The following is a 15,272-nucleotide window of genomic DNA, read 5'->3' as shown; positions in this document are numbered from 1 at the left end:
TTTTGCCGCGTCGCCTGTTCCGGCGCTCGCCCTGACGAGTCTCGGGGACTGCGGCTAGCCTGTCTTTGTGCTTTTGCACAGTGCTTGGCCCAGGCTGCTGTGCCCGAGCCCAAAAGCCTAACACCCTAAAGGACCACGCAATGTTCGAACTCGACCATGACCTGGCACAGGATATCGTTGACCGGGCCATGGCCATTCTGCCGTGCAACGTCAATGTCATGGACAGCCAGGGCTTGATCCTGGGCAGCGGCGAGCCGGAGCGCATCAACACCCGACACGAAGGGGCGCAACTGGTGTTGGCCAACGGCCGAATCGTCGAACTGGATACTGACGCGGCCAAGTGCCTGAAGGGTGTGCAGCCTGGGGTGAACCTGCCACTGATGCTCGATGGCCGGTTGATGGGTGTACTGGGCCTGACCGGGGACCCGCAGCAGGTGCGCACCTATGGTGAGCTGGTACGCATGACTGCCGAGATGCTGTTGGCCCAGCGCCATCTACAGGCCGACCAGCAATGGCGACGGCAGCGCTGTGATGATTTGCTGGCGCTGTTGCTGGGCGGCAGCGGTGATTCACCTCGGCTGCTCGACGAAGCCCGGCAATTGGGCCTCAAGCCTCAGCTGCCGCGGGTACCTTGCCTGTTCGAACTGGCCTCGGGGCCACCCGCCGAGGCGTTGTCGGCGTGGTTGATGAGCCGGTATCCGGACAGCTGGTGTGTCAGCCCGGCCCGCCAGTCATTGCTGTGGTGCCGGCCGGCCAGCGTGGCACTGGATGAGCCGCGCCTGCTGGAGCGCCTGCAACGCCATGGCTGGGACGTGGAGCGGCTGGCCCTGGGCAGTGCCGCGCAGAGCCTGGAGCAGTTGCGCCGGGGTTACCGCCGGGTACGCGATTTGCTGGCTTATGGCCGCGAGGTATTGCCTACCGAACGCTTGCTCAGCCTGCAGCGCTACCGGCTGCCGGCGCTGCTGTGGCGTCACCGCAATGATGATGCGCTGGATGAGCTGCTGGAGCCGCTGCAGCGCATACGCGCCAGGGACAACAGCGGCCAGCTGCTCACCACCCTGCGCGCCTGGTGTGCCCATGACGGCCAGAGCCAGGCCTGTGCCGATGCCCTGGGCATCCACCGCAACAGCCTGCGTTATCGCCTGGAGCGGATTGCCGAACTGGGCGAGGTCGACCCGCTACGCATGGAAGGAATGCTCAGTTTGTACTTGGGGTTGCAGCTGTTGCCAGCAGATTGACGCGATTCCCGTAGGAGCAGCCTTGTGCTGCGAAAGGGCCGGTCAGGGCGACAAACCCGCTCCGGCCATGCGGGCCTCTTCGCAGCACAAGGCTGCTCCTACAAGGCCGGCAAGCAGTTACGAAGGCATCCGCCCAAACAACCCGTCCGGCGTTTTGTGCATTTGACCGAGGCCCCCTCGGCGAACAGCTGTCAGCATGCCGCTCATCAGGACAGGAGAATCCCCATGAAGATCGTCATTGCCCCCGACTCGTTCAAGGACAGCCTCGACGCTGCCGGTGTCGCCCGCGCTATCGCCGTGGGCCTGCGCGAGGCGTGGCCGGACGCTGAACTGGTCGAGTGCCCGATGGCCGACGGCGGCGAAGGCACCATGGAGGCGATCCTTGCCGCCAGCCACGGCGAATTGCGCCGCCAGACCGTGCGCGGGCCGCTGGGGCAGAGCGTGGAGGCCGGATGGGGCTGGTTGCCGCAAAGCCGTACGGCAATCATCGAAATGGCCCAGGCCAGTGGCCTGCAACTGGTACCGACCGGCCAGCGCGACGCTTGCCGCAGCAGCACCTGGGGCACAGGCGAGCTGATTGCAGCCGCCTTGGCCGCCGGTGCGCAGCGGGTAGTACTGGCCATCGGTGGCAGCGCCACCAACGATGCCGGCAGCGGCATGTTGCGCGCACTTGGCCTGCGCCTGCTGGACGCTGACGGGCAAGCGCTGGAGGAGGGCGGCCTGGCCCTGGCCAAGCTGGCCCGCATCGACGCCAGCGACCTCGACCCCCGGCTCGCCGAAGTGCAATTTGAAGTGGCGGCTGACGTCGACAACCCGCTGTGTGGCGCCAATGGTGCTTCGGCGATCTTCGGCCCGCAGAAGGGGGCCAGCCCGCAGCAGGTGCAGGCCCTGGACCAGGCGCTGGGGCATTTTGCCGATATCTGTGCACAGGTGCTGGCTAAGGATGTGCGCGACTACCCAGGTTGCGGCGCTGCCGGTGGCATGGGCTTCGCTGCCCGGGCCTTCATGGGCGCACAGTTCCGCCCTGGGGTGGAGGTAGTGGCCGAGCTGGCCGGCCTCGATGAATTGGTGCAGGGGGCAGATCTGGTGGTGACGGGTGAAGGCCGTTTCGATGCCCAGACACTGCGTGGCAAGACACCGATGGGTGTGGCCCGGGTAGCCAAGCGTCATGGCGTGCCGGTGGTGGTGCTGGCCGGGACCTTGGGTGAGGGTTATCAGCAGTTGTATGCCCATGGGGTCGATGCTGCATTTGCGTTGGCCAGCGGGCCGATGAGCCTGGAGCAGGCTTGTGCCAATGCTGCGCAGTTGCTGCAGGCGCGGGCTTGTGACATTGGTCGGCTGTGGCGCGTTGCAAAGCGAACCTGACCTGCGCTGAACCCTGTGGGAGCGGGCGTGCCCGCTCCCACAGGGTTACCTGATGGTGGGCTGGGAATCGAACATGGCAATGAAGTTGGCCAGTGCTGGCGAAGCGTTCTGGGGGTTCCATTTCATGTACAGGCCGATCCCGGGTGCGGGTTGCTTATCGATCGGCCGGATCGGGCAAAACTGCACCCGCTCACGCGCAGTGGAACCGACGAACGAGGCCGGCACCAGGGCCACGCCAAAACCGCATGCTACCAGGCCCAGCAAAGTGTGAATCTGCGCAGCTTCCTGCACCACCCGGGGGTAAAAACCCGCCGCCTCACACAGCGCAAGCAACTGCGCGTGATAGCCACCGCCCAAGGCTTGCGGGGTGAATACGAAATCCTCATCGGCAAACTCGCGCAGGTCGACTTCCCCCTCTTGCGCCTTCGCGTGGCTGGCGGGCAAGGCCATGACGATCTGTTCATCAAGCAACAACCGTGCGTCAAGGGTGCCAGCCGGCAGCGGCAGCCTGCGCATGAAGCCGATATCTGCCTCACCGGCCAGCAAAGCCTTGGCCTGTGACGCGGATGGCATCTCGCGGATGGTTAACTGCACGTTCGGATAAGTCTCGCGAAAACGGCGCAAGCTGCTGAGCAGCGAGTCGTAATAGGCGATGGAAATGGCCGTGATGGTCAGCTTGCCGCTGCCCCCCGCAGACACACTGCGGGCGTACTCGATCCCCTGTTCCAGCTCAGCCAGCGTGCGGTAGGCCGTGTCCAGAAACGCCGCACCCGCTGCGGTCAGGCGCACCCCGCGCTTGTTGCGCAGCAGCAGGCTGAAGCCCAGTTTTTCTTCAAGGCGGTTGATCGCCTGGCTCAGCGGTGGTTGCGCCATGTGCAGGCGCTCGGCGGCCTTGTGAAAGTGCAATTCTTCGGCCACAGCGATGAACTGCCTGAGCAAACGTGTTTCGATCATCCACTATCCCTGCAGCGTGGCTACTCGTCGGTGATATCCCTGAGATATCAAAGGTGCATGCTTTTAATATTAAGTCATAGATTTGTTTGTTGATATCGTAAAAAGGAGAATTGAAGGTAGCCAGAAATGCTCGTTACAGACCCTTTTCACAATAAAGTTGCGGTCATCACCGGTGCCGCACAAGGCCTGGGCCTGGCCTATGCCATGGCGTTGGCCGAACGTGGCGCGCAGGTCGTCATCAGCGACCTGGGCACCGACCGATCGGGGCAAGGGCAGGACGCTTCGGCACTCGAACACGCACTGACGGCCATGCGTGGCAAAGGCTTTGCGGTGGTTGGGCACGCCGGGCAACTGGAGGACGAGGGCGCCTGCAAGCAACTGGTCGAGCTGGCCATCGAGCAGTTTGGCGCGCTGGATATCCTCATCCACAATGCCGGCTGGGTCGATTACCAGCGTATCGAAGATCATGAATCCGCCTTCCTGCAACGCGCGCTGGGCATCAATGTGCATGCGCCCGTGTGGCTGGCCAAGCATGCCTGGCCCCACCTCAAGCGCTCCGCAGCGCCACGGGTAGTGCTGACCACCTCGGACCGTGCCATGTACCAGCGCTATGCGCAGCCTGGGCTGGTGGCCTATGCCGCCGGCAAGATGGCCCAGGTCGGCATCATGAACGCCCTGAGCATGGAGGGCCAGGAGCACGGCATCCTGGTCAATGCCATATCGCCGGTGGCCAAGACCCGCATGTGGGGCATCAGCCAACCGCCAGAAGAGCTGAAGCCCGAGTGGGTTACGCCCGGCGTGCTGTACCTGGCCAGTGCGCTGTGCCATGACACCGGCTACATCTTGCGCGCCAGCAACGGCCAGTTCACCGCCACCCGCTTCAACGAAAACAGCGGCGTCAGCTACCCCCGGGACCTGGGCCGTGTGCAGGCCGCCGACCTGGCGGAAGTGGCCGAGCGCTGGAACCGCATCAAGGAATGCAACTACGTGCCGGTCAAAGTCGCCAACACGCGCGCGGACCTGGGTGAAAGCCTGGTCTGGGATGAGCGCAGCGGCGCATTGTACTTCGTTGATATTTCTGGCGGGCGCATCAACTGCCTGACACCGGACGGCGAAGTTCACAGCGTTTACGCGTCAGCCGCGCGCATTGGCGCCTTGGCGCTGACCGACCGGGGCAACCTGATTTTCACAGAAGATGCCAGCGTGGCCATCTTCGATGTGCCGGCGCGCAAGGTGCTCCAGCATTCTGCATCTGTCCACCCGCGTTCAACCTACCGCTTCAACGACGGCGCCTGCGACCCGCAAGGACGCTTCGTTACCGGGCTGATGGACGAGGCCTTGAGCGGCAATACCGGGGCGCTGTTCCGCTTCGACGGGCAGTTGAACGACCAGGTGATCCACGACGACATGGCCTTGCCCACCGGCCTTGCCTGGTCGCAGGATGGCCATACGGTGTACTTCGTCGATTCGGCGGCGCGCGCCATCTACCGCGCCGAGTACCTCGTCGAAGGCCGACTGGGTGCGGTGACGCTGTTTGCCGAAACCCCCGCTGAACTGGGGCGGCCGGATGGCCTGGCGCTGGACCGCGAAGGCGGGCTGTGGGTATGCCAGTACCATGGCAGCTGCCTGCTGCGTTACGACCGCCACGGCCACCTGACCGACCAGGTGTTGATGCCGGTACCGTGCCCCACCAGTTGCTGCTTTGGAGGGCCGGGCTTGAACACCTTGTACATCAGCACCGCGCGCTTCGACATGAGCCCGGAAGAGCTGCACCATTACCCCGATGCTGGCGACCTGTATGCCATCCGCCCGGAAACTGGCGGCGTTGCCCGGCACAGCTTCAAGGAATAAGCCGTTGCGTCTGGCCGGCCGGTAAAACGGCCAATTCGCCAAAGCGCTGCGCCGAGTCGATATAGCGCAAGGCCGACTTGGCGTCTTTCCAACCCACGTAGCTCATCAGCGATTTCAGTTCCCAGCCATTGGCGGTTGCCCAGGTGGCGAAGCCACGCCGTAGCGAGTGGCCGGTATACAGCGCCGCCGGTACCCCGGCACGCTCCAGCATGCGCCGCAGCAAGCCGACCAGGCTGTTGCTGTTGAGCGCGCTGTCACCGAGGTTGCCCCAGCGGTCGAGCTTGCGGAACACCGGCCCATGGGCAATGCCGGCGACCTCCAGCCATTGCAGGTAGGCCGTGACCGGGCACAAGGCCTTGAGAGCAGGGGTGCGGTGTTGCACGCCCAGGGCTTCTCGGTCGCCCTTGCTGCGCGGCAGGAACAATGTGATACCGACACCCGCTTCGGCCTTGATATGTTCGATGCGCAGGCGCGCCAGTTCATCACCACGAAAGCCACGCCAGAAACCCAGCAACAGCAGCGCACTGTCACGGCGGGCCCGGCGCAGGGCGGCCAGGTCGTGATGTTCACGTGCCTGGCGGGCCTCCTCTTCAAAACAGGTCACCGCAGTTTGCAGGTGCTGCAACAACAGCGGGGCTGCCTGCTTGGGCGGTGTCGGGTGCAGGGTGCGGATACCGCGGAGCACCTGGCGCACCAGCGGCGCCTTGGTCGGGTCGGGGAAGCCTTGGGCGACGTGCCATTGGCTGAGCGCAGCCAGGCGCTGGCGCAGGGTGCTGACGGCATGCTGGTCGGCGTGGTCGGCCAGGTAGCGGGCAATGCTCTCGGCAGTGGCCGGGAGAAAACCGCCCCAGTGGGTTTCGAAGTGCTCGATGGCAGCCTGGTAGCTGCGCCGGGTGTTGTCACGGGTGGCGGCGCGAAGGTAGCGCTCGATATCGGTCATGATGCGGGTTCGGTGGGTGATGGGCACACGATAAACCGAATCAAGGGATATTGCATGCCAGCGCGGTCTCTTTAGGAGCGTCAGCTGGGGTCAGTGGGTCAGCGCCAGGGTTGGCATTACACGCATGCTTTCTCCTCGACGCTATTGAAGGGCGGGTAGTCGCGCAACTGCGCCGGCGACAGTGGCCGGCTGAAGTGGTAGCCCTGGGCGATATCACAACCGGCAAGCTTCAGGCACACCACCTGTTCGCGGGTTTCCACGCCTTCGGCAACCACTTCCAGGCCCAGGCGCTTTGCCAGGATGATGGTGGAGGACACGATCGGGCTGTCATCAGGGCTGTTGGACAGCGGGGCGATCAGCGAGCGGTCGATCTTCAGCTTGCTCAATGGCAGCGAATGCAGATGGGCGAAGCCGGCGTAGCCACGGCCGAAATCATCCAGGCTGATGCCCAGGCCGGCGCCGCGCAGGGTATGCAGGTGCTCCACGGCCGTACCTTCGGGGTCGAGGATGGTGGTTTCGGTAATTTCCAGCTCCAGCCGCTGCGGGGCAATGGCATACCTCTGCAGTTCGTTCAGCAGCCGCATGGCGAAGTCGCCTTGGCGCAGTTGCAGGGCGGATACATTCACGGCCAACCGCGTTTCCCGGCCCTGCACGTCCCAGCCCGCCAAGGCTTCACAGGCCAGGCGCAACACCTCCCAGCCCAGATCGACAATGAAGCCGCTGCGCTCTGCCAGGTCGATGAAGCGGTCCGGGTACAGCAGGCCGAACTCGGGGTGGTCCCAGCGCACCAGCGCTTCGTAGCCCAGTACCTGCTGGGTGTCGAGGCGGATCTGCGGCTGGTAGTGCAGCACGAACTGGCGCTCGGCCAAGGCGCTGCCGAACGCCTGTTCAAGGGTAAAGGCCTGGATGTCGGCCAGGTTCAGCGAGGGGTCGAAGAAGCGGTACTGGGCCCGGCCGGCCTGCTTGGCCGAATACATTGCGGCATCGGCACTGCGGATCAGGCTGTCGATGTCCTGGCCGTCGCGTGGGCAGATGCTCACGCCCACACTCGGGCTGGTGTTGACCTCCTGGCCGTCAAGGGCATAAGTGGCCGACAAGCGCTGGACCAGTTCACGGACCCAGGCATTGATCTGGTCTTCGCTGCGCTCACCCGCCAGCAACACCACGAATTCGTCGCCGCCAAAGCGCGACGCCTCGTCACCGGGCTCCAGCAAACGCTGGATGCGCCCGGCCACGGCCTGGAGCAGTAGGTCGCCGATCTTGTGCCCGAGCGAATCGTTGATCGACTTGAAGCGGTCCATGTCGATGAACAGGATTGCCATCAACCGGCGCTTGCCACGCTGGCGGGTCAGCGCCTGGCCGGCCACCTCGACGAACTGGCGGCGGTTGTGCAGCCCGCTGAGGTGGTCGGTGGCGGCGGCATGGCTGCTGCGCCGGTGTTCGTCTTCAAGGCGGCCGATAAGCTGCTGGTTGACCTGCTGGGCATGCTCCAGGGCGCTGAAGGCCTCTTGCCGCTTGCGCAGCAGACGCAAGGTCCACAGCAGGCTGGCGATGATCATCAGCGTCATGCTCAGGTTCAACCAGAATTGCCGGGAATAGGCCAGGGTCGAAGGGGCGAGGATTTCATCCTGGCGCTGGCTGACCACTACGCTGAACCCGCGCTCTGGCACATGTCGGTACAGGCTCTGGTACGCGTCGCCGGCCGCGTATTGGGTCAGCATGCCCGCGTCGCTGCCGGTATCCGGCAGTTCAGGCTGCAACCCGTCGCCGGCCACCACTACGCCGCTGGTGTCTATGCGCAGCCGCTCCAGCCCGTCATCCTGCAGCAGGCGCACCAGCCCGCTGCTGCCCAGGTCGATATGCTGGAACAGCACCGCCAGGTAGCCGATGTCCAGCTGCACCACCAGGATGTTTTCGATTTCGCGGCCTGGCAGGTCGGTCAACGGCAGCAGAAACGGCAGGCGCCAGTTGGGCAGGGTGGCCTGCTGGTCCGGCGCCTGCACGCTGGGCAGAAAGGGCTGGAAACCATAGCGGGCAACGTGCAGTTGCAGCTGGCGTAACCAGTCCTCGGGCAGTGCGGAAGCTTCGTCGGTATGGCTGGCTGACAACAGCCGGCCTTGCCGGTCGTACAGGCTCATGCGCTTGAACACCGGGTCCTCGGCCAGTATCCGCGCCAGGCTGAAGTTGCCCTGGCGTAGCACCTTCATGTCGTCCTGGGTGACCCGGCCAACGGCCTGGGCGCGGTCGACCAGCTGGCGCAGGCTTTCACCGACGATGCTGGCCAGGTTCAGGTGCTCGGCGGCCTTGGCCGACAGCGCGTCCTGGCGGGCGGCGGCTTTCTGCGTGATGTGCAGCCCCCAGAGAAAGGCCAGGGTGGCTGCACAGAGCATCAGGATCAGCAGTCGCAGGAGGCTGGCGGATGAAAGCGAACGGCGTATCACTGCTGACAGTTCCCGACCCTGGGTGATGCTCAAAAAATACGACAAGGAGATGACAGGTTGATGACTAATGGCTAATCGCCTTTAAGGGTTTTCCCTATTCGCGACAGGTGTTTGCAGGCGCGCGGTTTCTTCCTCGATATAGCTCATCAATGCGCTGACTTCGGCATCGCCCAGGCGCATGTTGGGCATGGCCAGGCGGTTATATTGCTCATACAGCAGCATGGCCAGCGGGTCTTTCTCGGCCAGCATCTGGTCGGGCTCCTTCAGCCAGCGGGTCAGCCAGTTGGCGTCACGCTGGCGGGTTACGCCCAGCAGGTCGGGGCCGATACCTGGCTGGCCTGGGTCGGTGTTGCCCAAGGTGTGGCAGGAAGAACAACGCGTACGGAAAATCTGCTCGCCACTGCTGGGCGAACGTATCTCGGGGGCCTGGGCATAATCATTGTTCATGGCGCTGGCCTGCTTCCAGTTGTGCAAGCTGTTGCCCAGCCGGTCAGCGAGGATGTACGGGCTTTCGAAGGGCGAGGCCTTCATCCAGCGGCCGGTGGCCTGGTTGCCGATGATAAGGCTCAGGTTGTGGTCTTTGGAGCGGCCGTTTTCCAGGCCGTCTATCCACAAACCCAGGCTACGGCGCAATTGCTCGATGTCGTCGGGCTCGCCGGTGAGCAGCGTCCAGCCAGGGCCGATGCCGAATTTTTCGGCGTAGCGCTTCAGGGTGGCGGGGGTGTCGTTGTAGGGGTCGATGCTGATGGAATAGAGGAATATGTCCTTGCCGACCCGGTCACCCAGAATCTTTTGCACCTGGCGCAACCGCGCGGTTTCCACCGGGCAGGAGTCAGTGCAGCCGGTGAAGATGAAGTTGATGGCGACCACCTTGTCCTTGATAAGGTCGTCGAAGAAACGCACCTTCTCGCCGTCTTGGGTGAGCAGGGGGATGTTGGGGAAGTAGTCGGCGCCCCAAGGGCTCGCGCTTGCTTCAGCGACCGGTTTTTGCGGTTGCAGTGGCCAGAACGGGATGCTGGCGGCAAATACCGCGAGTACCAGCAGGAAACGCCATGAGCCAGGCATGATAGGGTCCTCGATGGTGTGCAGCCCTTCGCGGGCACGCCCGCTCCCACACAACCTTCACAGCGCTCGCGGCTGCGCGATTTCTGTGGGAGCGGTGCACTCACTGATATCTGACTGGTGCAGTCACCGTCTGGCCCAGCGCCGATTTCACCGTGACCGTTGCCGGCGTGGCCGGACCGAAGCCTGTGGTGGTCACCGTTACCCGCCAACGGGCACCCGTAGTAGCAGCTGTCAGCGTCGCGTTACCCAGGCTGACCGGGCCGCCGGTGGTTGCCACAGTCACAGTGATGCTGTTGCCCGTGGCCACCGTGGTGGTCCCTTGCACATCCCAGGTGAAGCGGTTGCCGCTGCGCACCTGCACCGTGGCACTGGTGACCTGGATCTGGTCAATCGCTGCCGCCGCACTCACGGCGATGCTGACTGTGGCCGGGGTTACCGACTCGGCCCCTTTGGCATCACGCACCGTGTAGTTGAAGCTGGCAGTGAACGGCGTGGTGACCGTGGAAGGTGGGGTATAAACCACCGTGGTGCCGCCCGTGCTGACTGAACCCTGGCCGAAGTCTGGCTGGCTGAGGCCGGTCACGGTCAGCGGTACGTTGCCGTCCGGATCGGTGTCGTTGGCCAGCACGTTCAGGGTAATTGGCTTGCCAGCGGTAGTGGCTGCACTGTCATTGGCTGCGACGGGGGGCTTGTTGGCCGAGTCGTCATTGTCGTCATTGCCTTTGGTACGGAAGGTCGGCAAGCCCACCGAAGCCATGTATCGCACGCCATCCCATCCTGGCAGCGGGGTCGGCATCACCTGGAACTGCCCCGGGTGCTCAACGTCCCAGCGCAGCAGCATCGACGAGTCCTCATGTTGGGTGTTGTGGCAGTGCTCCATGTAGGTACCGGCGAACTCGCGGAAGCGGATGGCCATTTCCACTTCTTCCGAAGATTCGGTCTCCGGCCCGATGCGGTACACGTCCTTGCGCGCCCATTTTTCCCATTCTGGTGGCGCCTTGCCGTCACGGCTCAGAATCACGCCTTCCTCGAAGTGCACGTGCACCGGGTGGCTCCAGCCATCGCCGCCGTTGATGATTTTCCACACTTCCAGGGTGCCGTCCCCGCTGAAACCACCGTCAGTAGACTGATTGGCCAATTGCGGTGCAGCAGTGATGCGTCGTGGGTCCATGCTGTAACCGAAGCCACCATCGGTCTTGATGGTCCACGGCTTGGTGTCGGTGCCGTCGGAGCGGCCAAAGATGAACTCGCGATGGCGGGCATCCTTGAGTTTGGCCAGGTCGGCGGCGGAGTTTCGGTCAATTGGCAGCGGTAGCATTTTCAGGCCTGCGGCCTTGCCTGGCTTGGCTGGCTCATAGGCCACCGGGTCCATGCTCAGGTCCTGGCCGGTATAAGGCTGTACCAGCAGTTGCAAGAACTTGCCGACTGCGGGGTCGCCGTTGTCCCACTGCGGGCCTTTGCTGGTCTGCTTGATCACCGCCTTGTATTTTCCCGACAGCACGTCGGCCAGCGCAATGATAGCTTCCGGGCCCTTGCCGGTGCGGTGCTCCTGGAGGTTGACGAAGTACAGCTTGTCGCCTGCCTTGATGCCGTTCTTGGCAAAGTTGATGATGATGTCATAGCGCTCGGCGATGGCTTGGAGCGGCAGGATGCCGTTGTTGTCCTGCAGGTTGCCGTCACCGTTGAGATCCATGGTGCCGTCGAATGGCACGGCGTGTTCCATGATGTTGCCGTCGTTGGCGATCATGTGGAACGGCACCCGGGCATACGACAGGTTGGAGCCGGCGGGGCCTTTGAACTCACCGCTGGTACCGGCAATTTCCCGCACCACGGCAAACTTGAAGTAGCGCGATACCGAGCCGTTGAGGATACGGAAGCGGTAGCTGCGCGCCCGCACCTTGAGCTTGGGCTGGTACTGCCAGTTGACCAGTATCTGGTCACCGAGGAAGCCATCGGTGTTGAACGGGTTGAACCACAGCTGGCCGTTGGCATCCCAGGCCTTGTCGGCAATCATGAGGTTGACGTCATAGTCACGGTTGCCCCACGGCATGCCCGAGCCGCTGGGGAAGCGCAGGTTTACGCCATCCTGCAGGGCTTCGTTACCGCGGTCCAGGGCGCTGTAGTAGTTCATCATCACGGCGTTGCCCTTGTAGACGTTCTGCGCCGTGAAATCCATCATGTGGTCGTGGAACCAGTGCGTGCTCATGGTTTCACGCCAGTCACCGCGGATCTTGATGCTGCCGTTCTGGCAGGTTTTAAGGCCCGGCGTGGCGTCATTGACGAACAGGGTTTCGCCCGGTGAGCAGGGGAAGGCGGCACGCGGGTCCTGGGCACGGGTGTTGATGGTGTCATACCCGGCCAGTTGCACTGGCCAACGGTAGTCGTAGTACTGGCCCGGGAAGAAGTAGGCATTGGCAAAGCCATCGCTCTCGGCCGGGGAGTGGCCGTTGTGCTCGTGGGTGGAGAGGGTGTGCAGACCAAAGCCGCCGTTGGCCGAGGGGTCGATCGGCAGGGCGTTGTAATGGCGCATCAGGATCGGCTGGCCGTAGCGCACCATCAACAGCTTGGCCGGGAAGGTGCCGTCGAATGTCCACAGCGACTTGTGGTTCTGCAAGGGCATGTTCGGGTGAAAGCGCGTGTCGATGCCCTTGGTGGTGCCCAGTGTGGTCGGGATGTCGGAGGTCTGGTAATACAGGCCGCCGGGGGCGAACTCGCCAACCGCATAGTTGTGCAGCTGTTTGCGGTCACGCAGCCCGAGGTTGATCCGCGCACCGGCCTGGGCAGTCTTGAACGCCGCCTGCGGGTAGAACTCGTTCCAGCGCTGGTGCGACCAGCCTTTTCCTGGTGGCCGGCCTTCAGCAGGCGAACCGACCGGCTGGCGGTTGAGGAACATCTCGATCTGCGCCTTCCAGGGGTTGCGGTCCAGCACATTGGAGTACTGGGTCGGGAAGGGGTATAGGCCAGGTTGTTTGAGGAAGGCCTCCAGCGCAGTGCCGTTAGGACCGCTGCGGGCCACTACGTTAGGGTCTTGCGCGGGTGCCGCGCCGAGGGTGGGCACTGGGAAGCCAAGGTCGGGCCGCGGCAGTGTCGGGTCCAGTTTTTCTGGCCCGAACTCTTCGAACAACAACAGTTGCTGCGTGAAGGGTTGCGCACCGAACAATGGGCTGGGTTTGCCGTTGGTGGGGTACCTGTCCGAGGTTTGCAAGGCTGGCGGCAGCACGTTATCGGTGCGCACTGTATTGCGGTCACCGTACACGCCATTGATAAGCTCCAGTGAGCCTTGGTTGGCTTCTGGCAAAGTGTTCAGGTTGAGCAAAGCCGGGGTCGGGTCAGCCGGCTGGTCGGTATAGGCCGATGAGTCGGTCGGCGGCGGCTGACTGTTGTCGTCCATGGGGGCGGCCATGGCCGTGATCAGTCCGAGGCTGAGCATCAGCGCAGTGACCGAAGATAGCTGGAATGCGTGCCTGGTAGGGTGGATCACGGCAGGTGTTTTCATTGCCTTGTGCCTCGCTCGCGGCTTTATGGCTTCTAGCCATCAATGGCGTTTTGCCCGATAAAAGGCCTTGAGCAACGGCTGTGCCAACAGATATCCGAGTAATGCTTTGTTAAACATATCCTTGTGGCGCCTGGCGTGCGCTAGATGACGGAGCGTCAAGAATGGGTATAAATCCCCACAAGCGGGTGACCCAATGCCCACTGATTGGGTGGATTGGGGGCGTGACAGCCTCGATCCGCTGGGGTATACCTGTTCGCCACCAAGGGGAGCCCGGCAAAGGGCTGAGAAACCGCTGCAAGCAGCAGCGCGGTGACCCTTCGAACCTGCTCCGGATCATGCCGGCGAAGGGATGGGGCTTGTAACCTGCCTTTTTGCCGGCCTCACTGCGAGGCCCGCCCATGCCAACTGCCAAGGTCTCGCTGTCACCTACATCAAGGACAGCAACATGACCGAACGTTTCAGCCAGTCCCTGCGTCGCCAAAGCGAGCCGACCTGGTCGGCGGCCGTTGGCCACCGTTTCGTGACCCAATTGTGCGACGGCAGCCTGCCGGACCCGATCATGGTCGACTACCTGGTGCAGGACCATCGCTTTCTCGACAGTTTCCTGACCTTGCTGGGTGCGGCCATCGCGACCGCCGATACGTTCGAGGCGCGTCTGCGCTTCGGCTGCTTTGCCGGGATGATTTCCAGCGATGAGAACACCTACTTCCTGCGTGCTTTCGAGGCCCTGGACGTGAGCCCCGCACAACGCAGCGCACCCGCCGATACCGTGCCAACCGCAGGGTTCAAGGCGATCATGCGTGAAGCGGCAGCGACCCGCTCCTATGCAGCGGCGCTGGCAGTGCTCAACGTTGCCGAAGGCCTTTACCTCGACTGGGCGCTCAAGGCACCCAAGCCGATGCCGGACAATTTTGTCCATGCCGAGTGGATCACCCTGCACGACAACCCGGCATTCCAGGCCTTTGTTGCCTTCCTGCAGTCTGAGCTGGACCGTGTCGGCCCGCGGGAAGCCGCACTGGCGAGCGATTTCTACCAGCGCACCGTTGCGCTGGAGCTGGCCTTCTTCGATGCCGTCTACCCGGAGGGCAAATGAGCATGGATATCTTCGAGCGCCTCAAGGCCGCAGCCACCCAACAGTGGCACAGCTACGTAGACCATGACTTTGTGCGGCAGATGGGCGAGGGCACGCTGAGCGAGGAAGCGTTCCGGACCTACCTGGTACAGGATTACCTGTTCCTCATCCAGTTCGCCCGCGCCTGGGCACTGGCGGCCTACAAGAGCCGTCGCCCGGCCGACATCCGCGCGGCGCAGGCCGGGTTGGCGGCGATTCTGGATGAAACCGACCTGCACTTGCGCCTGTGCGCCCGCTGGGGGCTGACCCAGGCCGATATCGAGGCCGCGCCGGAGCACCAGGCCACCGTGGCGTACACGCGCTACGTGCTGGACTGCGGCGCTGCCGGCGACCTGCTGGAGCTGCATGTGGCCCTGGCACCCTGCGTGATCGGCTATGCCGAAATCGGCCGGACCCTGGCCGATCGGATTGGCGATTTGAGCAATCACCCGTACCGCGAGTGGATTGGCGAGTATGCCGGTGAAGGCTACCAAGGGGTGGCGGCCGCAGCGCGCAAGCACCTGGATGAGCTGGCAGCGCGGAGCATGACCGAGCAGCGGTTTGCCGAGTTGGTGGGGATATTTGGCCAGGCATCCAGCCTGGAGGCAGACTTCTGGCAGATGGGCCTGGACGGGGTGGCGTAGCCCCCGGGGCCGCCCGGCTTGCCGGCGATGGCTTGCGCAGCAGCCCCAAAGTGCTTGGTCGTCTGGGTGAATCCTACCCAGCCCAAGCCCGCTTTGGTGCATGAATGCCTCAAAATAAGTCGTTCAGCACACCTTCACAACGCCGAAATGCGACTTTAATGTTCACA

At 63.5% G+C, this 15,272-nt stretch carries 10 protein-coding genes, 1 pseudogene and 1 riboswitch; of the genes and pseudogenes, 6 read left to right on the top strand and 5 right to left on the bottom strand.

The annotated features are described in order from the left end of the window. Window positions 1-140 precede the first annotated feature (140 nt). Window positions 141-1,238, top strand: a complete 1,098-nt coding sequence (locus SB756_RS20850) for a sugar diacid recognition domain-containing protein (protein WP_410911678.1) — start codon at window positions 141-143, stop codon at window positions 1,236-1,238. Window positions 1,239-1,463: 225 nt separating this feature from the next. Beyond that, window positions 1,464-2,603, top strand: coding sequence for a glycerate kinase (locus SB756_RS20845; protein WP_410911676.1), 1,140 nt, complete (start codon window positions 1,464-1,466; stop codon window positions 2,601-2,603). A 45-nt stretch (window positions 2,604-2,648) separates the two neighbouring features. On the opposite strand, the gene SB756_RS20840 is transcribed toward SB756_RS20845, so the two are convergent. Then, window positions 2,649-3,557 carry a LysR family transcriptional regulator gene (locus tag SB756_RS20840; protein ID WP_410911674.1) on the bottom strand — a complete coding sequence of 303 codons (909 nt, stop codon included), beginning with the start codon at window positions 3,555-3,557 and terminating at the stop codon, window positions 2,649-2,651. A 126-nt stretch (window positions 3,558-3,683) separates the two neighbouring features. Between SB756_RS20840 and SB756_RS20835 the strand changes: the two are divergent. Continuing rightward, window positions 3,684-4,292 (top strand): annotated as a pseudogene (locus SB756_RS20835) (SDR family NAD(P)-dependent oxidoreductase); the annotation flags it as partial. A 6-nt stretch (window positions 4,293-4,298) separates the two neighbouring features. Beyond that, complete coding sequence (locus SB756_RS20830; protein WP_341798881.1) at window positions 4,299-5,408, top strand: SMP-30/gluconolactonase/LRE family protein; 1,110 nt, start codon at window positions 4,299-4,301, stop codon at window positions 5,406-5,408. Here SB756_RS20830 and SB756_RS20825 read toward each other — a convergent pair. The 4 genes from SB756_RS20825 to SB756_RS20810 form a co-directional block, all read right to left on the bottom strand. Beyond that, window positions 5,398-6,348 (bottom strand): site-specific integrase, encoded by a 951-nt coding sequence (locus SB756_RS20825; RefSeq protein ID WP_410911672.1) that lies wholly within the window; start codon window positions 6,346-6,348, stop codon window positions 5,398-5,400. The two genes, SB756_RS20830 and SB756_RS20825, sit on opposite strands and share 11 nt — an antisense overlap. A gap of 116 nt (window positions 6,349-6,464) precedes the next feature. Further along, complete coding sequence (locus SB756_RS20820) at window positions 6,465-8,789, bottom strand: putative bifunctional diguanylate cyclase/phosphodiesterase (RefSeq protein WP_410911670.1); 2,325 nt, start codon at window positions 8,787-8,789, stop codon at window positions 6,465-6,467. An 81-nt stretch (window positions 8,790-8,870) separates the two neighbouring features. Further along, the gene (locus SB756_RS20815; RefSeq protein WP_410911668.1) at window positions 8,871-9,854 is read right to left on the bottom strand and encodes an SCO family protein; all 984 of its coding nucleotides are present in this window, start codon (window positions 9,852-9,854) and stop codon (window positions 8,871-8,873) included. A 100-nt stretch (window positions 9,855-9,954) separates the two neighbouring features. After that, window positions 9,955-13,350: an Ig-like domain-containing protein gene (locus SB756_RS20810; protein ID WP_410911666.1), complete on the bottom strand. Its 3,396-nt coding sequence runs from the start codon at window positions 13,348-13,350 to the stop codon at window positions 9,955-9,957. 252 nt (window positions 13,351-13,602) lie between these two features. Then, window positions 13,603-13,717: riboswitch (TPP riboswitch) on the top strand. Between the two features lie 78 nt (window positions 13,718-13,795). On the opposite strand from SB756_RS20810, the gene SB756_RS20805 reads away from it, so the two are divergent. Both SB756_RS20805 and tenA read left to right on the top strand, forming a co-directional pair. Further along, window positions 13,796-14,443, top strand: coding sequence for a TenA family protein (locus SB756_RS20805; protein WP_410911664.1), 648 nt, complete (start codon window positions 13,796-13,798; stop codon window positions 14,441-14,443). Further along, the gene (tenA, locus tag SB756_RS20800; RefSeq protein WP_410911663.1) at window positions 14,440-15,105 is read left to right on the top strand and encodes a thiaminase II; all 666 of its coding nucleotides are present in this window, start codon (window positions 14,440-14,442) and stop codon (window positions 15,103-15,105) included. The genes SB756_RS20805 and tenA overlap by 4 nt, the downstream gene beginning before the upstream one ends. Window positions 15,106-15,272 lie beyond the last annotated feature (167 nt).

Origin of the sequence: Pseudomonas sp. SIMBA_068, from assembly GCF_046534705.1 — a bacterium.
Taxonomy (GTDB): domain Bacteria; phylum Pseudomonadota; class Gammaproteobacteria; order Pseudomonadales; family Pseudomonadaceae; genus Aquipseudomonas; species Aquipseudomonas putida.
This window is presented reverse-complemented; position numbering and strand designations above follow the sequence as displayed.

What these genes read in the sequence shown, in the direction of transcription:
- SB756_RS20850 (WP_410911678.1), top strand. Translation starts at nt 141, where the DNA reads ATGTTCGAACTCGACCATGACCTGGCACAGGATATCGTTGACCGGGCC.
- SB756_RS20845 (WP_410911676.1), top strand. Translation starts at nt 1,464, where the DNA reads ATGAAGATCGTCATTGCCCCCGACTCGTTCAAGGACAGCCTCGACGCT.
- SB756_RS20840 (WP_410911674.1), bottom strand. Translation starts at nt 3,557, where the DNA reads ATGATCGAAACACGTTTGCTCAGGCAGTTCATCGCTGTGGCCGAAGAA.
- SB756_RS20830 (WP_341798881.1), top strand. Translation starts at nt 4,299, where the DNA reads ATGTGGGGCATCAGCCAACCGCCAGAAGAGCTGAAGCCCGAGTGGGTT.
- SB756_RS20825 (WP_410911672.1), bottom strand. Translation starts at nt 6,348, where the DNA reads ATGACCGATATCGAGCGCTACCTTCGCGCCGCCACCCGTGACAACACC.
- SB756_RS20815 (WP_410911668.1), bottom strand. Translation starts at nt 9,854, where the DNA reads ATGCCTGGCTCATGGCGTTTCCTGCTGGTACTCGCGGTATTTGCCGCC.
- SB756_RS20810 (WP_410911666.1), bottom strand. Translation starts at nt 13,350, where the DNA reads ATGAAAACACCTGCCGTGATCCACCCTACCAGGCACGCATTCCAGCTA.
- SB756_RS20805 (WP_410911664.1), top strand. Translation starts at nt 13,796, where the DNA reads ATGACCGAACGTTTCAGCCAGTCCCTGCGTCGCCAAAGCGAGCCGACC.
- tenA (WP_410911663.1), top strand. Translation starts at nt 14,440, where the DNA reads ATGAGCATGGATATCTTCGAGCGCCTCAAGGCCGCAGCCACCCAACAG.